The organism is Pseudomonas segetis (assembly GCF_900188155.1).
Classification (GTDB): domain Bacteria; phylum Pseudomonadota; class Gammaproteobacteria; order Pseudomonadales; family Pseudomonadaceae; genus Aquipseudomonas; species Aquipseudomonas segetis.
Map to the genome: position 1 here is coordinate 888,785 of NZ_FZOG01000001.1, position 18,252 is coordinate 907,036.

The following is an 18,252-nucleotide window of genomic DNA, read 5'->3' on the forward strand; positions in this document are numbered from 1 at the left end:
TAGACCTGTCACTTTCAGGGACAACACAATGCATAAAGATCTAAAGTTTCCTGTACTGATTGTGCATCGCGACATCAAGGCCGACACAGTCGCCGGCGATCGGGTGCGGGCGATTGCGCAAGAGCTTGAACAGGATGGTTTCAGCATTCTGTCAACGGCCAGTTCGGCTGAAGGGCGTATCGTCGCCTCGACCCATCACGGTCTGGCCTGCATCCTGGTGACCGCCGAAGGTGCGGGGGAAAACAAGCACCTGCTGCAGGATATGGTCGAGCTGATCCGCATTGCCCGCGCCCGTGCCCCGCAACTGCCTATTTTCGCCCTTGGCGAGCAAGTCACTATCGAAAATGCCCCCGCCGAGGCCATGGCTGACTTGAACCAGTTGCGCGGCATTCTCTATCTGTTTGAAGACACTGTTCCCTTTCTCGCACGCCAGGTTGCCAGGGCGGCACGCAACTACCTGGACGGTCTGTTGCCGCCGTTTTTCAAGGCTTTGGTGCAACACACTTCGCAGTCCAACTATTCCTGGCACACGCCGGGACACGGCGGTGGGGTGGCTTACCGTAAAAGCCCGGTGGGGCAGGCGTTTCACCAGTTTTTCGGTGAAAATACCCTGCGTTCGGACCTCTCGGTTTCAGTGCCGGAGCTGGGATCATTGCTCGATCACACCGGCCCGTTGGCCGAGGCCGAGGCCCGTGCGGCGCGTAATTTCGGCGCGGATCACACCTATTTCGTGATAAATGGCACCTCGACCGCCAACAAGATCGTCTGGCACAGCATGGTTGGCCGCGATGACCTGGTGCTGGTGGATCGCAATTGCCACAAATCGATTTTGCATTCGATCATCATGACCGGTGCCATTCCGCTGTATCTGTGCCCGGAGCGCAATGAGCTGGGGATTATCGGGCCGATTCCCTTGAGCGAGTTCAGTCGCGAGTCGATTCAGGCAAAGATCGATGCCAGTCCGCTTGCCCGGGGTCGAGAAGCCAAGGTCAAGCTGGCCGTGGTCACCAACTCGACCTATGACGGGCTCTGCTACAACGCCGAGCTGGTCAAGCAAACCCTGGGCGACAGCGTTGAAGTGCTGCATTTTGACGAAGCCTGGTTTGCCTATGCTGCCTTCCATGAGTTCTATAGCGGACGCTACGGCATGGGCACCAGCTGTACTGAAAATACGCCGCTGGTGTTTACCACCCATTCGACGCACAAATTGCTCGCAGCATTCAGCCAGGCATCGATGATTCATGTGCAAGATGGCGGCGTGCGCCAGCTCGACACCGATCGCTTCAACGAAGCCTTCATGATGCACATTTCAACCTCGCCCCAGTACGGCATTATCGCCTCGCTCGACGTGGCCTCTGCGATGATGGAAGGCCCGGCGGGGCGCTCATTGATCCAGGAAACCTTTGACGAAGCCCTCAGCTTCCGACGCGCATTGGCCAACCTGGGGCAAAATCTCAGCGCCGATGACTGGTGGTTCACCATCTGGCAGCCGCCGCAAGCCTCGGGCACCGATGAAGTTGCAACCGCCGACTGGGTGTTGCAGCCGCAGGCCGACTGGCATGGCTTTGGTGACATTGCCGAAGATTATGTGCTGCTTGACCCGATCAAGGTTACCTTGGTCATGCCTGGGCTCACAGCGGGCGGCAAGCTTGATGAACGCGGTATTCCAGCAGCCGTGGTCAGCAAGTTCCTCTGGGAGCGCGGCCTGGTTGTAGAGAAAACCGGCCTGTACTCCTTCCTGGTGTTGTTCTCGATGGGTATTACCAAGGGCAAATGGAGCACATTGCTCACTGAGCTACTGGAGTTCAAGCGCAGCTACGATGCCAACTTGCCGTTGACCAGCGTATTGCCATCCATTGCCAGGGCTGGTGGTGCGCAGTACCAGGGGCTGGGGTTGCGTGATTTGTGCGATGCACTGCACGACTGTTACCGGGAGAACGCCACGGCCAAGGCCCTCAAGCATATGTACACGGTCTTGCCCGAGGTCGCCATCAAGCCGGCGGATGCCTATAACCAGCTGGTGCGCGGCGAAGTTGAAGCGGTGCCTGTGAGTCAGTTGCAAGGTCGCATCGCCGCCGTGATGTTGGTTCCATATCCGCCAGGTATCCCGCTGATCATGCCGGGCGAGCGGTTTACCGCCGCCACGCGCTCAATCATTGATTATTTGGAATTCGCCCGTCGTTTCGATAACAGCTTCCCGGGCTTTGATGCCGATGTGCACGGGCTGCAGCGTCGCGAGGATGCTGACGGAGTGGTGTATACCGTCGACTGCATCAGCCAGTAAATGCTCGGCTACAGGCCTTGATCAGGCATGCCTGCCCTGTGGAGTCGCCATCAGTCGATCAGACTCGGCTGATGGCTATTTTCGATAGATCAATATGTTAGCTGTAGCAGTCAAAGTGATGCTTTAGCCTGAGAAGGTGGCCTGCGTCACAATGGATAGGATCGACATTTATGCCGTGCTTGTTATAGTTGGGCGGCTGTAACTAGAAGAAAATTTTGCGCGCCACCCCTGCCGCTGAGGAACCAAGCCATGGCCGAATACAAAGCCTTTCAGGTTGAATTGGCAGATAAAATTGCCCATGTGCAAATCAATCGCCCGGAAAAAATCAACGCGATGAACGTGGATTTCTGGTCGGAAATCATCGAGATCTTCCGCTGGATCGATGAGACGGACGAGGTTCGGGTTGTCGTGCTTTCAGGTGCAGGCAAGCATTTTTCTTCGGGCATCGACCTGATGATGCTGGCCCAAGTCGCTAATGACCTTGGTAAGGATGTTGGCCGTAATGCCGACGTTCTGCGGCGCAAAATTCTTCAGCTCCAAGCATCCTTCAACGCCGTGGACCAGTGTCGCAAACCTGTGCTGGCGGCGATCCAGGGCTATTGCCTGGGTGGGGCGATTGACCTGGTGTCGGCGTGCGACATGCGTTATTGCACCGAAGATGCGCAGTTTTCGATCAAGGAAATCGATATGGGCATGGCTGCCGATGTTGGAACCTTGCAGCGGCTGCCCCGCATTATCGGCGACGGCATGATGCGTGAGCTGGCCTTTACCGGACGTACAATCGACGGTCATGAAGCCCGTGAAATCGGTTTGGTCAACCGCACCTACGCCGATCAATCGGCATTGCTCGACGGCGTCATGCAGCTTGCTGGGCAGATCGCCGAGAAGTCACCCGTTGCCATCCGCGGTACTAAAGAGATGATTCGCTATATGCGCGACCATCGTGTCGATGATGGCCTTGAGTACATCGCTACCTGGAACGCCGCCATGTTGCAGTCGGCCGACCTGCGTGTCGCCATGGCTGCTCATATGAGCAAGCAAAAGCCGGAGTTCGCCGACTGATGCAGTGCCCGCAATTATCAATATCCAAAGCGCGGGAGGCGCAATAGCTCATGGTTTCCGGTGCTACTTCGCTTAACCTGGTACGTGATGAACTGTTTACGACGATGTTCGAGGCTGAATCGAGCCTTGAGCAATTTATTCTTGAGCGCAACAACGGCAGCCTGCTGCAACAAGCGGTGGAAAGCCTGCACCAGGTGCGCGGCACACTCAATTTGATCGAATTGGCCGGTGCTGAGCTTCTGGCTCAGGAAGTACTCGACCAGGCCACTGATATTCCAGCCGGTGCCGGTGAAGAGCGTGATGTGCAGATTGCCGCGCTGAGCAATGCCCTGCATGTACTGCGTCGTTATCTTGAAAATGTTGATGTGCATCGCCAGGAAATGCCTGAGCTGTTGCTGCCTGCCATAAACGATCTGCGCCAGGCCGGTGGCCAGCAGCCTTTGCCCGAGAGCTTCTTTTTTAGCGTGCGCCTTGATCAGCCGCGTCCGCGCATAGCGTCGGCGGCGCTGGATGCAGCCGCCAAGGAAGTAGAAGGGCGGCGCTTGCGTCAGATGTATCAGGTCGGGCTGCTGGGCTTTATTCGCGAGCCGAATCCGAAAAGCAGTCTCAAGCTGATGACCCGGGCCATGCAGCGCCTTGATGGACTGTTTGCCAACGAGCCGCGTGGCCGACTCTGCTGGATTTGTGCAGCCGCCCTGGAAGCGCAAAATGAGGGTCTGCTGCTTGCTCGTCAGCCGCGCAAGCAATTGTTCGGACGGGTTGATCGCGAACTGAAGAAGATGTTTCTCAACAGCAGTTATGAGCCGCCGCGCAATTTGCTCAAGGAACTGCTTTATCTGGTTGCCTTGTCCGACAGCAATGGCCCGCAAGTCTCTGCTTTGCGGGCTGTATTCGGCCTGACACCACTGCCGTTTACCGATCATCTGATCGAAGAAGAATCACAGCGCCTGGCTGGGCCTGGTAAATCGGTGATGCGTTCGCTCAGCGCTGCCATCCGCGAAGAGCTTTCCAGCGTCAAGGACATGCTCGACCTGATTGAGCGCGGCACCGTGCAAGCGGATGTCCTGACCAGCCTGCATGCCTTGCTCGGCAAAATGAGCAAAACCCTGGGCATGGTCGGATTAAGCTCGGCGGGTAACTCGCTCAGCGAGCAAGTCCTGGTTGTCGCGACGTGGAGCGAGGGCAGCGTGCCGCCTGTTGCCGAGTTGCATAAGCTGGCAGATACCATTCTCTATGTCGAAGGCATGGTTTCCAGCCTGGATACGGACCAGCCGCGCATGCGCCCAGCGGTCGAGCCGCAACGTAGCGAGGCCGAACTCTTTGCCTATCATCAATTACTCGAAGCACGAATAGTCGTGATCGATGAGGCGCAAGCGGGCCTGGCCTTGAGTAAGCGGGCAATTACCGCCTACCTTGAGTCCAACGGTGATCGCATGCACCTGTCCAATGTGCCATTTAGTCTCCAGGCTGTGCGTGGCGGCCTGTGGTTTCTCGGGCAGGAGCGTGCTGCCGAGTTGATCGGCGCGTGCGCTTCATACATCCAGACGCAGATGGTCGATACCACCCAAATGCCGAGCGAACACATGCTTGAAACCCTGGCCGACGCCCTCAGCAGCCTCGAGTATTACCTGGAAGCCGGGGCTGTGATGCGAGAAGAGACGCGCCCCAGCGTGCTGGATCTTGCGGCTGATAGCGTGCGTACGCTGGGCCTTACGGTTGCCGCCTGATGAACAACCGCTGGCAGCCCGCTATTATTGATCATCGCCAGCCCGGCGGCTGGGCGATTGCCCATTGCAGGCAACACTTCCTGGCCGACAGTAACGGTGTCCTGTTCCCGCGAGAGTGGCTGAAAAAACAAGACATTGAAGTGATAGCCGAGCACGGAATCGGCCACTTTGACGGCGACAGTATTTTCTTGCTTGAGCTTGAATCCGCGCTCGAGCTGCCAGCCTTCAGTTGGCACAGCCTGCGCCAGGTGATGCTTGAAGGCGATGCGGATATGTTCCGCCTGCTCAGCTATGCCGCTCAGATAGGCACCTGGTCGCGCGAGCATCGTTATTGCGGCAGTTGTGCAACGGCGATGCAGCAAGTGCCGGGTGAGCGAGCCATGCAATGCCCGCGTTGCGAGTTGCGCCATTACCCGCGTTTGTCACCGAGCATGATTGTCTTGGTCACACGTGGCGATGAAATCCTCCTGGCGCGTTCCCCACGCTTTGTCAGCGGCATCTACAGCACCTTGGCTGGTTTTGTCGAAGCGGGTGAGTCGGTGGAGCAGTGCGTTGAACGCGAGGTATTCGAAGAGGTCGGCATCCAGGTCAAGAACGTGCAGTATCTGGGCAGCCAGGGCTGGCCGTTTCCGCATTCATTGATGCTTGGCTTCCATGCTGAATATGCCGCTGGTGATATCGTCATGCAGCCAGAAGAAATCGAAGATGCGCAGTGGTTCAGTGTGCATGAGCTGCCGCCATTGCCCGCCAGCCGCTCAATTGCCCGTTACCTGATCGACGTCTATGTGGCGCGCCGGCTAGGCATGCCCGAACCAGTGCTGCCAAGCTAGACGCGCCGTCAACGCCAATACCACCAATATAAACACCGGGCGAATAAACCTGGAGCCACCTCTAATGGCGGTGCGTGCGCCAATATAAGCGCCAACCATCAGGGCTGAGCCCATGCAGATGCCCAGTATCCAGGCGACCTGGCCGCTGGCGATAAATATCGCCAGCGCGCAAATGTTGCTGACAAAGTTCATGGTCCGGGCAACGCCGCTGGCGCGGACCAGGTCAAGCGGGTAGAGCAGCAGTGTGCTGACAGTCCAGAATGCCCCCGTGCCTGGGCCGGCAACGCCGTCATACAAGCCGAGGCTGATGCTTTGTGGCCATTGGCGACCCTTGGCGATTGGTGCATCGGGATTCAGGGGCGCGTCCGGTGATTTACCGAACAACAGGTACAGGCCACAGCCAAAGACTACGACCGGGAGCATCTGGTTAAGCCACTCGGCCGGCAGCCATTGGGCGATTGCCGCGCCCAGCAGGGCACCAACAGCAGTGCCAATCAATGCGTTGCGCCAGTTGACCGGGTTGAACAGCTTGCGCCGATAGAAGGTGTAGCTGGCAATGGCGGCGCCAAATGTAGAGCTCAGCTTGTTGGTACCCAGCACCAAGTGCGGCGGTAAACCAGCGGTGAGCAGTGCAGGAATGGTCAGCAAACCACCGCCGCCGGCAATTGCATCAATAAAACCGGCAATAAATGCGACGCCCACCAGAATTAGTAAAGTGGTTGGGTCAACAGCAAGCTCGAAAGGCAGTAGCATAAGAAAACAAGACCTGTGTTCGATTGTTCAGCTCTGGCGCTGGGCGGTGTGGCAGTCGCTGCGCATAATGCCAGCATTTTCATCAATAAGGGATCTGCTTGATGCAATACGATGGCTTGGCCTGGGTAACAGCGTTACTGGCGGTTTTAACGGTGCTGGTTGCCGCACGCATTTTGTTTGGCGGCAATTGGTTGCTTGGTTGGCTCCGTGGCACCTGTGGCTTGTTTTTCCTGGGCTTGGCGGTTCTGGTCGGCTTGGTTGCCTACGACCTCTACAGCTATTCGCCGTTACCGGAAAGCGGGCCGCTGGCGACCCTGAGCTTCAAGGCCGATGGCGATAGGTACCAGGTACAGGTCACCGAAGGCGAAGCCACTCACAACGTCATTATTCAGGGTGACCTGTGGCAACTGGATGCACGCTTGCTGCGCTGGAAAGGCATTGCTGAACTCATTGGCCTCAAGCCTGGCTATCGCCTGCAAAAGCTCACGGGGCGCTTCCTTGCCATTGAACAGCAGTCGATGTCGGTACATGCCCAAGCCGAGCTTGCGCAAAGCCCGTATGGTATTGATCTGTGGCGCTGGCTGCGCCTGGGCAAGCACGACCTGATGATGTTCGATCCCCAGGCGCTACGCGTGACCTACCTGCCGATTGCCGACAATGCACAATATAGGGTCAGCCTGACGCCAACCGGCTTGCTGGCGGAGCCGATGAATTCGGCCGCAAAACAGGCGCTCAAGGATTGGAAGTGATCCACTGATCTGCCTAAGCAAAAGGGACCTTGTTGGTCCCTTTTGCTTATAGGCGGGTATGTTGCGAGCTTGCTATGAAAGGAAGCCGCCATCGACATTCAGCGCAACGCCCGTGGTGTAGCTGGAAGCGTCACTGGCCAGGTAGAGCACGGTACCTGCCATTTCGCTTGGGTCAGCTACTCGCTTGAGCGGGATGCGTTGCAGGGCAACCTTGAGAATGGAGTCGTTCTTGGTCAGTGCCGAGGCAAACTTGGTGTCTGTCAGGCCCGGCAGCAGCGCATTGCAGCGAATGCCGAACTGTGCGCATTCCTTGGCAAAGACCTTGGTCATGCTGATGACCGCCGCCTTGGTGACCGAGTAAATACCCTGGAACTCGCCCGGCGACACGCCGTTGATTGAGGCAACATTGATAATGCTGCCACCGCCATTTTGCTTCATCAGCTTGCCGCCTTCGATGGACATGAAGTAGTAGCCGCGGATGTTGACGTCGACGGTCTTCTGGAAAGCCGAAAGATCGGTGTCAAGCACGTTACAGAATTGTGGGTTGGTCGCCGCGTTGTTGACCAGGATATCCAGGCGGCCAAACTGCTCGCGAATCTGCGCGAAAACGTTCTGGATTTGCTCCATTTCGCCAATGTGACAAGCAATGGCTGTGGCTTTTCCGCCTTCGGCGATGATCGCGTCGGCAACCGCCTGGCAGCCCTCGATCTTGCGGCTGGAAACAATTACATGAGCGCCTTGCTGGGCCAGTAGCTTGGCAATGGCTTCGCCAATGCCACGGCTTGCACCTGAAACAAATGCGATCTTGCCGTCGAGGTCAAACAGTTGCGTCTTGGACATACAATTCTCCTGAAATGACTAGCCTAAAGCTGTGATTTATTAATGACCTGCAGGCTCATTTGCTCCAGCAACTTGTTCATCTGGATGAACTGCGCAAAGCGTTTGTCCTGGGTCTGGCCGTGGTAGAAACGGTAGTAAATCTGCTGGACAATACCGGCCAGGCGGAACAAGCCGTAGGTGTAGTAGAAATCGATACTGGCGATTTTGATGCCAGCACGCTCGGCGTAGTAATCGGCGAATTCCTGGCGCGTGAGCATCCCCGGCGCATTGCTCGGTTGGCGTCGCATCAGCTGCATGGGCGCGCAGTCGTTCGCTTCGATCCAGTAGGCCAGGGTGTTGCCCAGGTCCATCAACGGGTCGCCAATGGTGGTCAGCTCCCAGTCGAGCACGCCGATGATTTGCATCGGGTTATTCGGGTCGAGGATGACGTTATCGAAGCGGTAGTCGTTGTGCACTATTGCTGGCTTGTGATGATCGGCAGGCATTTTGTCGCACAGCCATGCCTTGACCGGTTCCCACAGCGGTGCATCAGGCGTCAGGGCCTTTTCATAGCGGTCGGACCAGCCGCTGATCTGACGTTGCACGTAGCCTTCAGGCTTGCCCAGGTCACCCAGGCCGCAGGCCTGGTAGTCAACGTTGTGCAGCTCGACCAGCTTGTCGATGAAGCTCATGCACAACTGGCGAGTTTTTTGCGCGTCAAAATTGAGTTCGGCAGGGATGTCAGAGCGCAGGATAATGCCGTTGACCCGCTCCATGACGTAGAACTCGGCGCCAATCACGCTCTCATCTGTGCAGTGCACATAGGCTTTGGGGCAGTAGGGAAAACCGTCATTGAGCTGATTGAGAATACGGAACTCGCGACCCATATCGTGGGCCGACTTGGCCTTGTGACCATATGGTGGGCGGCGCAGTACAAACTCTTTGTCCGGGTATTCAAGCAAATAGGTCAGGTTCGAGGCGCCGCCCGGAAACTGACTGATGCGCGGCGTGCCGGTCAGACCGGGAATATGTGCCTTGAGGTAGCTGTCTATGGTCGCCGCATCAAGTTCTTCGCCTTCTCGGATGCGGGTGGACTGATCAGTAAGCGCCATTTTTATCCCTTTTGCTTATGATTATGGGCTTGGATTATTGACTAATCTAATATCGGTCGTATGCGGCGACAAGCAATTCACATCGTTATAGATGGGAGTGTTTCTACTTAATCAAGGTGCCTGATTCTTGCCATGAGTTTGAGGCGTCCACGACCATTGGTTGGTAAGGATAGGCGGTCTTCCTGATTATCGGCTGGGCTTGTTTCTGGTGAAAAAAAACCGGAGCCAAGGCTCCGGTTCTACAGATGTCTGCATAACAGTCTTGATCAAAGCAGTGAGTCGGGTGCTTGAGTAACAAGTCACCTGGCTCGGCCGGTCATCAAGCGGTTATTAAACCGGGAACAGTTCGCCCAGTTTCATTGCCAGCATCATGTCGCCTTCGGCGCGCAGCTTGCCAGCCATGAAGGCCTGCATGCCGTCGGTTTCACCGCTGGTGATGCCCTTGAGGGTTTCGGTGTCCATGATCAGGGTCACGTTGGCGTCATCGCTTTCGCCTTGGTGAACGGCGCAAGTACCGTCTTTGACGACCAGATAGTGGTTTTCGCCATCTTCGATGTTGAACTGGAAAACCAGGTCCAGGCCAGCTGCGGCACCGGCGTTGAACTTGGAATTCATGGATTGGACGATGTCTGCAACGCTCATGGTGTGTTCCTTTATTTTCAGGTTTTATTGCGCCTGTGGCGCATGGGTTCAGAACTCAGCGATAGGTGATGAGTTCTGGGGTCTTCTCCAGCGTTAAATGCACATTGCTGTTGAAGGAAGCCAGGCTCACTTGGTTGCCGCGAAAGCGCAGGCAACTCAATGAGGTATTAACGATTTGCCAGTTAAGCTCAAAGGCTTTGTCCGGGCCAATTCCAGTTATCAGGTGGAGCAGGGCGGTAATGGTTCCGCCCGAGGTAAAGACTGCAATGTTTTCTTTGTCATGGGCGCTTTCGAGCACGCGGTTGAGGCCTTGGCTGACTTGATTCACAAAACTGGCCCAGCTTTGCAGCTCAGGCGTGTCGTACTCGCCGCTGATCCAGCGTCCGATCAGGCGGACGAACAAGCGTTGGAACTCACTCCTGTGGTGTACCGCGTTGCGTAATACCTCCAGTGCGTGGGGTTCCTCCGGCAGCATGTCCGGCAGTAGGGTGCGAATAACGGCTTCGGCATCAAACTCATTAAAGGCCGGGTCAATCTGCAGTTGCGGTGTTGCATTGCCCAGGCTACCAAGCGCGGCCAGGGCTGAGGTAGCCGTGTGTTGCTGGCGTTTCAAGCTGCCGCTGAAGCAGCGATCAAGCCTTATGTCTTGCGCTGCCAGGTGCGCACCAACGATCTCGGCCTGGCGGATTCCAATCGGTGACAGTACATCGTAGTCATCCATGCCAAAGGAGGCCTGGCCGTGTCTAATCAGGTAAATTTTGCCCACGTGCGCTGGTATCCAGGTACGTTGAAGTTTAATGAGGGTATGAGCTTCACAGGGATACTGTCAACGAAAAAACATACGCTTGTTTGAATCTCTGTGTTGCACCATCTGCCTCGCGATCAAGTTGCTGGATAATCGAGCTATTCAGCAGCTATCGCCTTGTAATAGCTGATGCGCTGCATTGGGCCTAGTACCTGAGCCTTGCTGTATGAGTTGGCATTTGTCGCTGTTATTAGGTTTGTCCCTCTTGCTAGGCGTTACCGGGGGAGATCGGTATGCTTGGTCGATCTGCCGCCTAGCAGCCTCCGGCACGGTGTTCGGAAGCGCGGTGTGCGTTGTAGTGTTGGACATATCTTGAGGGGATGACGTGGATTTTCTTGCTGATTACGCAGGTTTCTTGGCCAAAACGGTCACTTTGGTGGTGGCGATCCTGATGGTGCTGGTGGCCATCGGTGCCGCGCGCAGCAAGGGCCGGCGTGCGCCTGGGCACCTGCAGATCAAAAAGCTCAATGACTTCTACAAGCAACTGCGCCATGGCCTTGAAGAGGCTGTGTTGACCAAGGACCAGCTCAAGCAGCGGCATAAGGCCGAGAGCAAGGCGGCCAAGCTGGAGAAGAAATCGCCAAGCAGCAAGCCTCGGGTATTCGTGCTGGATTTCGACGGAGATATCAAGGCCTCCGCAACCGAGAACCTGCGTCACGAAATCACAGCCTTGTTGAGTATTGCCACTGCCCAGGACGAGGTTGTACTGCGTCTGGAAAGTGGCGGTGGCATGGTTCACAGCTACGGGCTGGCTTCCTCGCAGTTAGTGCGCATCCGTGATGCGGGCGTGCCCTTGACCGTCTGCATCGACAAGGTTGCTGCCAGTGGTGGTTATATGATGGCGTGCATTGGCGAGAAGATCATTTCTGCCCCATTTGCGCTTCTTGGTTCTATTGGCGTGGTCGCACAGTTACCCAATGTGCACCGCCTGCTGAAAAAGCATGAAATCGATTTTGAGGTACTCACCGCCGGTGAATACAAGCGCACCCTGACGGTCTTTGGTGAAAATACCGATAAGGGGCGGGAGAAGTTCCAGGACGATCTGGAAACTACGCACGAGCTGTTCAAAGGCTTTGTTTCACGTTATCGGCCGCAGCTTGATATTGATGCCATTGCCACTGGCGAGGTCTGGCTGGGCATGGCCGCTCAGGAAAAAATGCTGGTCGATGAGTTGAAGACCAGCGATGAGTACCTTGCCAGCCGGGCCAAGCAAGCCGAGTTGTTCCATCTGCATTTTTCGCAGAAGAAAAGCCTGCAGGAGCGTGTCGGGATTGGTGCCAGCATCGCCCTCGACAAGTTTGTTTTGAACTGGCTAAGCCGTCTCACTCAGCAGCGTTTCTGGTAAGCCTTGGACCTGCGCCAAAACAGCTGACGCTTGATTGATAACCCATGGATAGTTTCTGGAGAGTTGTGATGACTAAGTTCAATGCGTTGATTGCGCGGGAGAAGTCCGATGGTCAATTTGAGCAAGTGGTTGTTCAGCGCGACATAACCGACTTGCCGGCGGGTGATTTGTTGATTCGCGTCAAGTACTCCTCCGTCAACTTCAAGGATGCATTGTCCGCCAGCGGAAGCAAGGCGGTGACCAAGCATTTCCCGCACACCCCTGGCATCGATGCAGCCGGGGTCGTGGAGCACTCCGGCGTCAGTGACTTCAAGGCCGGCGATGAAGTGATCGTCACCGGTTATGACCTCGGCATGAACACTGCGGGTGGTTTGGCTCAATACATTCGCATTCCTGCAACCTGGGCGGTCAAGCGTCCGCAAGGCCTGAGCCTGCGCGAGTCCATGGTCCTGGGGACTGCTGGCCTCACGGCTGCGCTGTGCATTGATAAGTTGCAGTCGGTAGGCACCAACCCTGAGTCCGGACCTATCCTGGTTACCGGTGCCACGGGTGGCGTCGGCACTGTTGCAGTGTCGCTGTTGACCAAGCTTGGCTATAGCGTGACAGCTTCCACTGGCAAGGCTTGGCAGAGTGATTTTCTCAAAGCTCTCGGGGCCAGCGAGGTGGTATTGCGCAGCGAGCTTCAGCAAGGCGAAGAGCGACCGATGCTCAAGGCGCAGTGGGGCGGAGCCGTCGATACGGTTGGCGGTGCGATCCTGTGTAACCTGGTCAAGTCACTACGCTACGGTGCGAGTGTGGCCGCATGCGGCTTGACGGCGGGTGTCGACATGAATGGCACCGTGCTGCCGTTTATTCTACGTGGGGTCAATTTGCTTGGCGTTGACTCGGTGGAGTTGCCGCTGGCGGTGAAAACAGCGGTCTGGAACAAGCTGGCGAATGAGTGGAAGCTCGATACCCTGGACAACCTGGTGACAGAGATCAGCCTTGAGCAAGTGCCTGAAGCCTTGGCAAAGCTGCTTGAAGGCCAGATGGTCGGGCGCGTAGTGGTGGCCTTGTAGTTCAGTCGCCCAGGTCAGGCATTGGTATCGGCTGTGCTTCAAGCACAGCCGTTTGATGAAGAGCGAGCATTATTGACGCTTTGAGGTTACTCGAAGGCGTTTGATCGAACGTTGGTGGGTGTTTTGTTTTTTCCATTGGCGAGGGCTTATGCCCGTCCAGCGTTGAAAGGCGCGTGAAAATGCGCTCAATTCCGAATAACCCAGTAGTTCGGCAAGCTGGGTCAGGCTGATTGAAGAGTCACGCAGGTAGCGCGTTGCCAAAGATTGTCGCGTTTGGTCGAGCAAGTCCTGGAATGAGGTTTGTTCTTCGGCCAGATAGCGCTGCAAGGTTCTGCTGCTAAGCATCATATAGTCAGCAACCTGTTCGATCGTGACACGGCCATTGGGCAGGAAATTACGCAGCAGTTGCTGCACGTAGCTGGGCAGTTCATTGACTTGCAGCTCATCCAGGCTGTCCAAGTGCTTTTGCAGGACCTTGTGCAACTCCTCATCGGCAGAGCTCAAGGGCGTCTCCAGCAGCTTTGCGTCAAACAACCAGGCGTTGTAGGGGCTGTTGAACTGAGGCGTCACATCCCAGGCGCGCCGGTAGCTGTTCAGGTTGGCGAGCGCTGCATGCTGCAACAGCACCCCTTGTGGTCGCCAGCGCGTGCCAAGCAGGGTACGCATCAGTTGAGCACCTACTGAAATGGCAAGTTCAGCCGCCTGGGGCAGGCCCAGTAAGTTCTGTTCTTCTGTGTGATAGCAGAGCAATACATGGTTGCCTTGAACTTCGATACGAACTTCGGCGGCGCCCATGTGCAGATGGAAGTAATTGCCAAGGTCACGCAGTGCATCGCCAACATTGCGTGCATTGCGGATTAAGTAAATCAGCGGCCCAAATACACTGATACCCTGGTGCAGGCCATAGTGCAGGCCGAACAAGGCGTCATTGCTTCTTTGCGCGCTGATGTTCAGCAAGTTGACAAACTTGCGGTATGAAATCATCGATTCCTGGCTTTCGAGGACATCGGCGGGCAGCTTGGCTTCAGCGAGAAGCGCGCTGGGATCCAGCCCCTTGCTGAGGGCGAATTCGTGGTAACCCGATAACACAGAGGCGCGTGCAAAGTCAGTCATACCTTGGCCATTTATTGTTTTATCTGGTGGTCAGGCAAAAAGTTGCTAAACCCTATTCTCTGGCTTTGCTTGGGCAATTTCCTGGCCAGGTGCAGAACCATTGAGCAAAATGAAGTGCCCATAATTCACACCGCGTATTGCGGTATCGCACGGCCTTGGCCAGCTGCTTTCAAGCGAATTGAGGTGGCGCTAATAGTCTAGTTGTTGTCATTTAATGTCAAGTTTTAGGTTGATTTACAGGGCGCAGAACTCCATGCGCAAAATGTTGCTGAGTAAAGCTTGCAAACGCAATGAAGTGACTATTCAATCGGCGACAGGACGCACTGATGATTCAATGGGTTAGCTCCCCAGCATAATAAGGATTAGGTTTTGTTTTACGCTCGCACTTTGCTGATTGGTTTGCTGATGGTCGCGCTGGGAAATACCCCCCTGTTGGCAAATGAGTCACCCGCTCCGGCTATGGCTCAACATTCCGAAGGCTATGCAGCAGAGGGTGCATGCGATGCTTGCCACACTCAGCAGGTCAAAGACTGGAAAGGCTCCGACCATGATTGGGCGATGCGCAAGGCCACGGCAGAGAGTGTCCTGGGTAATTTCAATAACGCGACCTTTAAAGATGGCGACGTAAAGGCGCGATTCTTTAAGCGCGACAACAAGTACTTCGTCAATATCGAAGGTGAAGACGGCAAGCTCAAGGATTTCGAGATTGCCTACACCTTTGGTCACGATCCCTTGCAGCAGTATCTGGTCGAGCTTGATCGCGGCCGCTTGCAAAGCCTGACTATCGCTTGGGATGCCCGCACCAAGGCTGCGGGTGGCCAGCGGTGGTTTTCTTTGTATCCAGGGCAGAAGTTCACGCCTGATGACGGGCTGCATTGGACGGGCCGTTATCAAAACTGGAATGCGATGTGCGCAGATTGCCATTCAAGCAACCTGCAAAAAAACTACGACGACAAAACCGACTCGTTCGCGACCACCTGGCATGAGCAGAATGTGGGCTGCCAAAGCTGCCATGGTCCGGGACAAGCGCACGTCGATTGGGCAGGCAAGCTCAAAGCGCAGTCCCCTACAGAGCAAAGCTACAGCTCGGCTGCGGATATCGGATTGTCGGTCGACTTCAAAAAACTGGGCAGCCACGGCCTGGTCGAGCAATGTGCACGCTGCCACAGTCGTCGCCAGTCATTGGATGTGGGGCCGGCTCCTGGGGAGCCGCTGTTGAACGCCATGTTGCCGTCGACCTTGCGTCCGGATCTTTATCATGCCGATGGCCAGATTGACGGCGAGGTCTATGTCTATGGCTCATTCACCCAAAGCAAAATGTTTGCGGCCGGGGTGACATGCACGGATTGCCACAACCCCCACAGCAACAAGGTCAAGATTGAAGGCAATGGCCTGTGCCTGCAGTGCCATACCGAAACTCCGCCAGAGCGCTTTCCAAGCCTGCGGGCGAAAAACTACGATACCCCTGAGCACCATCATCACCCGGTTGGTTCAGAAGGCGCTCAGTGTGTTAACTGCCACATGCCGAGCAAGACCTACATGGTGGTCGACCCCCGGCGTGACCACAGCTTCCGTATTCCACGCCCCGACCTGGATGAGGTTACCGGCAGTCCGGATGCTTGCACGGCATGTCATACCGATCAAAAGCCGAAGTGGGCCGCTGATGCGATCAAGGGTTGGTTTGGTAAACCTGCGTTACCCACCCATTATGGTGAGGCCTTCCAGGCTGTGCGCCAGGGCCATCCGGATTCGATTAGCCAACTGGCTGGCTTGATTGCCGACATGGGCAAACCTGAAATCGTACGGGCAACGGCAGCTGATCAGCTTTCGAACCTGGGCGCGCCAGCTGTCTCGGCACTGGAGCCTGCTCTCAAGGATGACAGTGCCTGGGTGCGCGCCAGTGCAGCTTCAGGCTTTGTCGGCTTGGCCCCTGTCGATCGGGTCAAGCATCTGTTGCCGCTCATGGATGACCCGCATTTGGCCGTCAGAGATGAAGCCGTGCGCGCCCTGGCCGGTATTCCACTGATCGCACTGCCCAAGGATCGCCGCGAAGACTTCCAGGCTGCGCTGAAGGATTATGAAAAACGCTTGCGCGGCAATGCCGATCTGCCAGGCAATCGCCTTAACCTTGCAGTGCTGATGGAGCGCCAGGGACGTGTACTTGAGGCGCTTGAACAGTACCGTGAAGCATTGAAGCTTGATCCTTACTTCTCGCCAGCGCGGGTTAACCTGGTGACACTGGCGAATAACAACCTGCGCCAGGACGAGGCGATCAAGGCGCTGCGCGAAGGCCTGGCGCTGCCTGATATGCCCAAGGGGGATCACGGCAACCTGGCCTATATGTTCGCCTTGTTGCTGGTCGAGTCAGGCAAGCCGGAGGAGGGCTTGAAGTGGATGAGTACTGCCGCCGAGGAGCTGCCTGATAATCCGCGAGTCCTGTACAACCAGGGGTTGCTCTACATGAAGCTCCAGCAACCTGAACAGGCGGTCAAAGCACTGGAGGCGAGCAATGCGCGAAACCCCAATGATGCGGATGTGCTCTACGCATTGCTGTTTTTGAATGCCACGTCGGGCAATCGTGAAAAAGCTGCTGAATACTTCCAGCGCATGCAGCAGGTTGCACCGAACGACCCACGCTTGCAGCAACTGCAGAAGCAGGGCGGTCCACGCTAGGGCAGCTTGCAAGCTTGCTCAAATGGCAAGCCTGCAAGCGAACGGCTATTTATGGATGACGCCTAGGATTGCGCGGCTCGGCGGTTGGCGCTGGCTTGGACCACCCGTTCAGCCGGAACCCGCAATTGTCGCAAGAGATACTCCGCGAAGGGGGCAGGGTAGCCTTGTCGTTCTATGGCAAGCTTCATGCAGTGCAGCCAGGCTTCGCTGTGAGCCTGGTCGATTGGCCACTTGGCATGGAATGCCGGGATTGAGATCGAGCCGTATTTTTCGCTATACAGCCTGGGCCCGCCCAACCAGCCGCTTAGAAAGCATGCGAGCTTGTCGCGCGCCATATCCAGGCTGGCAGGATGCATTGCCCGCACCTCTCCAGCTTTTGGCTCGCTGTCCAGCAGCAGGTAAAAGTCATCGACCAGTCTACGTATACCTTCAATACCGCCGGCTGCCTGGTAAGAGGCATCGGCGTTGCCGTATTGGTTTGCTGTGGTCATGGCAATGAATGTCCTAGTTTCAGCGTTGTGCAGCCTCTGGCGCGGTTGTTTGCGATTAGAGGCCAATTGCAGTCTATGCTCAGAGCATTAGCCTAAATCAGGGAGCCGGCACATGGGATCTAAAATTTTTGGACTGATAATTCTGGCCCTGGATATCTGGGCAATCATCAATATCGTCAAGAGTAATACCGATACCGGCAAGAAGATATTGTGGGTCATCCTGGTGCTGTTATTGCCAGTTGTTGGCTTGATTATCTGGGCGATCATGGGGCCGCGAGGCAACGTCAAGCTATAAGGACAGCAGCGCCTGCTCGGGGAATGAGGCACCTTCCAGGGCGAGCAACTGCGCCTTGCGCTGCAGGCCGCCAGCATAGCCGGTGAGGCTGCCGTCGCGACCTATGACGCGGTGGCAGGGAATGATCACCGAAATCGGGTTGGCACCGTTCGCCGTGCCCACCGCGCGCACGGCCTTGGGCTTGCCAATCTGTTCGGCGAGCCGGCTGTAAAAGCTGGTTTGGCCGTAGGGAATAGCTTGCAGGGCTTTCCACACACTTTGCTGAAAAACCGTGCCTTGGGGCGACAGGCGCAGGTCGAAGCGTCGGCGTCGTCCGGCAAAGTATTCATCCAGTTGCAGGCACACATCATCGAACTGTCTGGCTGCAAATTGCCAGTCTTCACCGATGTTCCATGGATGCCGCGGTACATCCATCAATAGTTGTTGAAGGCCTTTGTCGTCGCCACTGAGAAACAAGCGGCCGATTGGGCTGTCGTGGTATCGGTAGAACACCG

Annotated in this window: 17 protein-coding genes; 9 read left to right on the plus strand and 8 right to left on the minus strand. The window is 56.2% G+C overall.

The genetic code is table 11. The features are described from left to right. Positions 1-28 precede the first annotated feature (28 nt). The 4 genes from CHB79_RS04105 to nudC all read left to right on the plus strand — a co-directional run bounded on the left by CHB79_RS04105 (position 29) and on the right by nudC (position 5,903). The gene (locus tag CHB79_RS04105) at positions 29-2,284 is read left to right on the plus strand and encodes an Orn/Lys/Arg family decarboxylase (protein WP_089358968.1); all 2,256 of its coding nucleotides are present in this window, start codon (positions 29-31) and stop codon (positions 2,282-2,284) included. 249 nt (positions 2,285-2,533) lie between these two features. Then, positions 2,534-3,346 (plus strand): crotonase/enoyl-CoA hydratase family protein, encoded by an 813-nt coding sequence (locus tag CHB79_RS04110; protein ID WP_010483453.1) that lies wholly within the window; start codon positions 2,534-2,536, stop codon positions 3,344-3,346. Positions 3,347-3,396: 50 nt separating this feature from the next. Then, positions 3,397-5,073: a FimL-related protein gene (locus CHB79_RS04115; RefSeq protein ID WP_089358969.1), complete on the plus strand. Its 1,677-nt coding sequence runs from the start codon at positions 3,397-3,399 to the stop codon at positions 5,071-5,073. Continuing rightward, positions 5,073-5,903, plus strand: a complete 831-nt coding sequence (nudC, locus tag CHB79_RS04120; RefSeq protein ID WP_089358970.1) for an NAD(+) diphosphatase — start codon at positions 5,073-5,075, stop codon at positions 5,901-5,903. Before CHB79_RS04115 ends, nudC begins: the two co-directional genes overlap by 1 nt. Here nudC and CHB79_RS04125 read toward each other — a convergent pair. After that, positions 5,871-6,650: a TSUP family transporter gene (locus tag CHB79_RS04125; protein ID WP_089359198.1), complete on the minus strand. Its 780-nt coding sequence runs from the start codon at positions 6,648-6,650 to the stop codon at positions 5,871-5,873. The two genes, nudC and CHB79_RS04125, sit on opposite strands and share 33 nt — an antisense overlap. A 107-nt stretch (positions 6,651-6,757) precedes the next feature. Here CHB79_RS04125 and CHB79_RS04130 point away from each other — a divergent pair, with 107 nt between their 5' ends. Next, positions 6,758-7,405: a hypothetical protein gene (locus CHB79_RS04130; protein ID WP_089358971.1), complete on the plus strand. Its 648-nt coding sequence runs from the start codon at positions 6,758-6,760 to the stop codon at positions 7,403-7,405. Positions 7,406-7,477: 72 nt separating this feature from the next. On the opposite strand, the gene CHB79_RS04135 is transcribed toward CHB79_RS04130, so the two are convergent. From CHB79_RS04135 to CHB79_RS04150, 4 genes are all read right to left on the minus strand, one after another. Beyond that, a complete protein-coding gene (locus CHB79_RS04135; RefSeq protein WP_010483463.1) occupies positions 7,478-8,245 on the minus strand; it encodes an SDR family oxidoreductase in 768 nt (255 codons plus the stop codon). 23 nt (positions 8,246-8,268) lie between these two features. Continuing rightward, the gene (locus CHB79_RS04140; RefSeq protein ID WP_089358972.1) at positions 8,269-9,336 is read right to left on the minus strand and encodes a phosphotransferase family protein; all 1,068 of its coding nucleotides are present in this window, start codon (positions 9,334-9,336) and stop codon (positions 8,269-8,271) included. Between the two features lie 330 nt (positions 9,337-9,666). After that, positions 9,667-9,978 carry an SCP2 sterol-binding domain-containing protein gene (locus CHB79_RS04145; protein WP_010483467.1) on the minus strand — a complete coding sequence of 104 codons (312 nt, stop codon included), beginning with the start codon at positions 9,976-9,978 and terminating at the stop codon, positions 9,667-9,669. A gap of 55 nt (positions 9,979-10,033) precedes the next feature. Further along, positions 10,034-10,744: a histidine phosphatase family protein gene (locus tag CHB79_RS04150; protein WP_010483469.1), complete on the minus strand. Its 711-nt coding sequence runs from the start codon at positions 10,742-10,744 to the stop codon at positions 10,034-10,036. A 364-nt stretch (positions 10,745-11,108) separates the two neighbouring features. On the opposite strand from CHB79_RS04150, the gene sohB reads away from it, so the two are divergent. After that, positions 11,109-12,128, plus strand: a complete 1,020-nt coding sequence (sohB, locus tag CHB79_RS04155; RefSeq protein WP_089358973.1) for a protease SohB — start codon at positions 11,109-11,111, stop codon at positions 12,126-12,128. A gap of 68 nt (positions 12,129-12,196) precedes the next feature. Then, a complete protein-coding gene (locus tag CHB79_RS04160) occupies positions 12,197-13,186 on the plus strand; it encodes a YhdH/YhfP family quinone oxidoreductase (RefSeq protein ID WP_010483473.1) in 990 nt (329 codons plus the stop codon). Positions 13,187-13,255: 69 nt separating this feature from the next. Here CHB79_RS04160 and qhpR read toward each other — a convergent pair whose 3' ends face one another. Further along, positions 13,256-14,299, minus strand: a complete 1,044-nt coding sequence (gene qhpR / locus CHB79_RS04165; RefSeq protein WP_089358974.1) for an AraC-like transcriptional regulator QhpR — start codon at positions 14,297-14,299, stop codon at positions 13,256-13,258. A gap of 369 nt (positions 14,300-14,668) precedes the next feature. On the opposite strand from qhpR, the gene CHB79_RS04170 reads away from it, so the two are divergent. Next, entirely contained in the window at positions 14,669-16,972 is a 2,304-nt protein-coding gene (locus CHB79_RS04170) for a tetratricopeptide repeat protein (protein ID WP_089358975.1), read from the plus strand. A gap of 62 nt (positions 16,973-17,034) precedes the next feature. On the opposite strand, the gene CHB79_RS04175 is transcribed toward CHB79_RS04170, so the two are convergent. Continuing rightward, complete coding sequence (locus CHB79_RS04175) at positions 17,035-17,463, minus strand: group II truncated hemoglobin (RefSeq protein WP_089358976.1); 429 nt, start codon at positions 17,461-17,463, stop codon at positions 17,035-17,037. Positions 17,464-17,575: 112 nt separating this feature from the next. On the opposite strand from CHB79_RS04175, the gene CHB79_RS04180 reads away from it, so the two are divergent. Next, positions 17,576-17,758, plus strand: coding sequence for a PLDc N-terminal domain-containing protein (locus CHB79_RS04180; RefSeq protein WP_010483482.1), 183 nt, complete (start codon positions 17,576-17,578; stop codon positions 17,756-17,758). On the opposite strand, the gene CHB79_RS04185 is transcribed toward CHB79_RS04180, so the two are convergent. Continuing rightward, the gene (locus CHB79_RS04185; RefSeq protein ID WP_089359199.1) at positions 17,753-18,250 is read right to left on the minus strand and encodes a methylated-DNA--[protein]-cysteine S-methyltransferase; all 498 of its coding nucleotides are present in this window, start codon (positions 18,248-18,250) and stop codon (positions 17,753-17,755) included. The genes CHB79_RS04180 and CHB79_RS04185 overlap by 6 nt on opposite strands. Positions 18,251-18,252: the final 2 nt, after the last annotated feature.